General features: G+C 41.6%; 4 protein-coding genes. All 4 read right to left on the bottom strand.

Annotated features, from left to right (window positions below; genetic code table 11):
* A partial coding sequence (locus HMPREF0519_RS14240) for an agmatine deiminase family protein (RefSeq protein WP_003634313.1) occupies positions 1-244 on the bottom strand: 244 nt, incomplete at its 3' end.
* A 39-nt stretch (positions 245-283) separates the two neighbouring features.
* Complete coding sequence (locus HMPREF0519_RS02370; RefSeq protein WP_035444244.1) at positions 284-1705, bottom strand: APC family permease; 1422 nt, start codon at positions 1703-1705, stop codon at positions 284-286.
* 36 nt (positions 1706-1741) lie between these two features.
* Complete coding sequence (gene ptcA / locus HMPREF0519_RS02365; protein ID WP_003551587.1) at positions 1742-2776, bottom strand: putrescine carbamoyltransferase; 1035 nt, start codon at positions 2774-2776, stop codon at positions 1742-1744.
* Positions 2777-3088: 312 nt separating this feature from the next.
* Positions 3089-3221: DNA-binding domain-containing protein (locus tag HMPREF0519_RS14760; RefSeq protein ID WP_040472630.1), on the bottom strand; the 133-nt coding region annotated here is incomplete at its 5' end.

Genomic DNA, 3221 nt, shown 5'->3' with positions numbered 1-3221 from the left:
CTTCAACCTCATCCGGCAACATGTGACGGGCATTGGCAAACTGTTCGTCTGAAACGCCAACAGTCACATGTTCGAATTGTGAAATAGCTTTCGCAACGTTCACAAAAGTGTGTTGTGCCGGTTTGGCACCGTTTCTCCAGTTGTCCGGGCGTTCCGGCCAAAGGATGTAAACACCCTTATGATGTTCAAATTCGCCTGGCATTCTGAAACCGTCTTTTTTAGGTGATGATTGTAAAGTTTTCATAATTTAATAACTTCCTTTACGTTTAAGTCAAAATTCAAGTTACTTTTCTAATGCGTGTTCCGAGTGTCCTTCGATGTGACTACTCGCCTCTTGATGAGCTTTCTTATCTCCGTGTTTTTCAGCAATTCGAATACAGATTTCACCAAGAATCAATGTGATAATCGTCCCAATTAGAATTGGCACTTTGCCGTTAATCTCTTCAGCACTACCGTTCAAAGGAACAGCTGACATAATGACTGTGACAACCAAAAGTGTTACCGGAATCCAAGTCATTAACGAAATCATGAACTTGTTGCCGGGAACTTTGAACGGCCGCTCGGCTTTTGGATCGATTTTTCGAAGTTTACTGAAAGATGGGAACATTAAGATGTATGATCCCAACAAAGCAACCACGTTAAGTGAGAAGAATGCCCAGAAAATATTTTGATTAGGAATCAAAGGAGATACAACAACCAGGATTGCAGCAATCAGACCGTTTAGTAAGGTTGCCCCAATCGGCATACCGTTTTTCTTGCTTTCAATTGCGAAGACTGCCGGCAGGTCATGATTTTTTGCTGCATAAGAGGCAACGTAGTTAACTCCGGCTGACCATGAGATTAAGTTGGCAGCCAACGTATACATGAACATAATGGCAATCAGAATCACAAACCAATTGTTACCACCGATTAATAATAAGATACTTTCCATTAATCCACTTGAGGTTGATAACTTATCACTTGGAATTGCAACACCCATTCCGAAGGCAGCAAATACGTAGAAGACTGCGATTAAAATACCACCCCAGATGATTGCTTGGGGAATTTGTTTCTTCGGATTCGGCATCTCACTTGCCATTGATGTCACAACTTCAAATCCCAAGAAGTTAAACAGGATAACCGAGATGTAACCGAGGCTCTTAACGTCCATCTGCGGTAACATCGTTTTAACTGTGAAGTTACTTGCAACGCCTTTGGTCATCGCAACGTAAATCCCAAGAATTCCTAAACTCAGCATGATCACGACTTTGGCAATTGCCGCCAGGTTCAAGATCCATTTGCTATCTGCAATCGGATAACAGGAAATCAGGGTTACTATCGCGATAAAGACCAATTGGATAACAACGTTTGTCCACGTACCAAAGTGTGTCGGAAAAACTTGACCGATAACGCCGGTAAATAGAACGGCCAGGCTGGCCATCCAAATTGGAAAATTAATCCAATAAAGCCAAGCAGCTCGACCACCCCAACGTTTTCCAAACGCTTTTCGAACCCAATCATAGATACCGCCATCGCCATCATAAGTAGTCCCGAGTTCTGCAGAAATTAATCCGTATGGTAGGAAGAAGAGAATCAGAAGTGCTCCCCACCAGAAGAATTGTGATGGACCGATTGCTGCGGCTGGTGCGACCGATTCAACAACTAGGACAACAACGACCGCCATTAGTACCGCATCAAATAATCTAAACTTTTTCTCTTTTTCCATTTCTTCCACCTTCATTAAAATCTGTTAAACGATTGATTAACGAGTCGAGTTGTCAACAAGATTTAGAATCATTGATTTAAGCTTTGGATCATTGAAGTCATCCAATTGTTTTTCACTGTAATTCATTGATGGTGCCATCAAGTATACGAGTAAGGCACGCATTGCCGTCAAACGATTTTCTGCTTCATCCCAAGCGATTGAAGCCGGTGAATCAATCACACTGTCAGTAACTTCTTCGCCACGGTTGGCTGGTAAGCAGTGCATAAACATTGCGTGACTTGAAGCTTTGCTCATTAAGTCATCGTTTACCTGATACTTAGGATAGAAGATCTTCATTCTTTCATCATATGAAAGTGGTGCTTCGTATAAGCCATACCAAACGTCGGTGTAAATGAAATCGGCATCTTTGAGGGCTGCATCGGCATCTTCGGAAATTTCAACACTGCCACCTGAGATTTCAGCGTTCTTCTTACCAATTTCCAAAGTTTCGGGTTTGATTTGATACCCTTTAGGGCCAAATTGAACAAATTTCATTCCCATCTTGGAAGCCATAAACATTGTTGAAACACAAACCTGGGTTGCGTCACCAACAAAAACAATCTTGCAATCACTGAGTTTCTTACCTGCTGGTAGATGTTCAGCCATTGTGATGATGTCACCGACTTCTTGGGTTGGATGGTTGTAATCACTCATTCCGTTAAGAACAGGAACCGTTGCCGTTTGAGCTAATTTTTCAACAGTTGAATGTTTTGCAACCCGTGCCATCAGGATATCAACCAATCGTGATAACACAATTGCTGTATCGCCAAGTGATTCGCTTTCGGCACTGCCTAAATGAATTTGACCTGGTGCAAGATATTGCGCGTGACCACCCAACTGAGTCATCGCTGTTTCAAATGAAACCCGGGTTCTGGTTGAAGACTCTTCAAAGATCATTCCCAATGTGCGATGTGGCAAAAGTTGTGGATAGTTGCCAAGTTTGATGTCCTGTTTGATTTGGATACCTAAATTAATCAAATATTGAATTTCGTCGCGGGTGTATGAGTTTGTATCGATAAAGTCTCGTTTCATGATGTTTATCTCCTAGTCTTTTTTTAAATTCGTTTTAATTGTGTTCCAGAAATCCTCGAGTATTTCTTTACGAGTCTTACTATGCTTGATGAAAGCGCTTAAGTATATGGTTTTGGCCCCTGTCGGCATAGGCTGAACAAGCATGTATTTTGTTCCGTAACGCGTAACATGTTACATATATGGAGATCGCTTGAAACCATTGCGTTTGCACGCCTCAAGTGACATGGCATTGTTAGTAAACCGTTTTCACTTGAGTGGAACAAAAAAACCGTCAATTCTCTTTCGGGATTGACGGACATTCGAGCTTCACGATTAATCTGATACATTCACTTCATTCAATAGGCCGTCAAAGAAATGTCGTAAAGATGTTTTACCGCCCGTTTGACGGGTTCCTCTTAAAAACTGCATTTCATTTCGAACATTCTTGTATTCATACAACGAATTT

This window comes from Lentilactobacillus hilgardii DSM 20176 = ATCC 8290, from assembly GCF_000159315.1.
Lineage (GTDB): Bacteria > Bacillota > Bacilli > Lactobacillales > Lactobacillaceae > Lentilactobacillus > Lentilactobacillus hilgardii.
The sequence above is the reverse complement of the archived record's forward strand: the minus strand, read 5'-3'. Positions and strand labels throughout refer to the sequence as shown.

Coding starts and splice junctions, on each gene's coding strand:
- HMPREF0519_RS02370 (WP_035444244.1), bottom strand. CDS start 1,705: ATGGAAAAAGAGAAAAAGTTTAGATTATTTGATGCGGTACTAATGGCG.
- ptcA (WP_003551587.1), bottom strand. CDS start 2,776: ATGAAACGAGACTTTATCGATACAAACTCATACACCCGCGACGAAATT.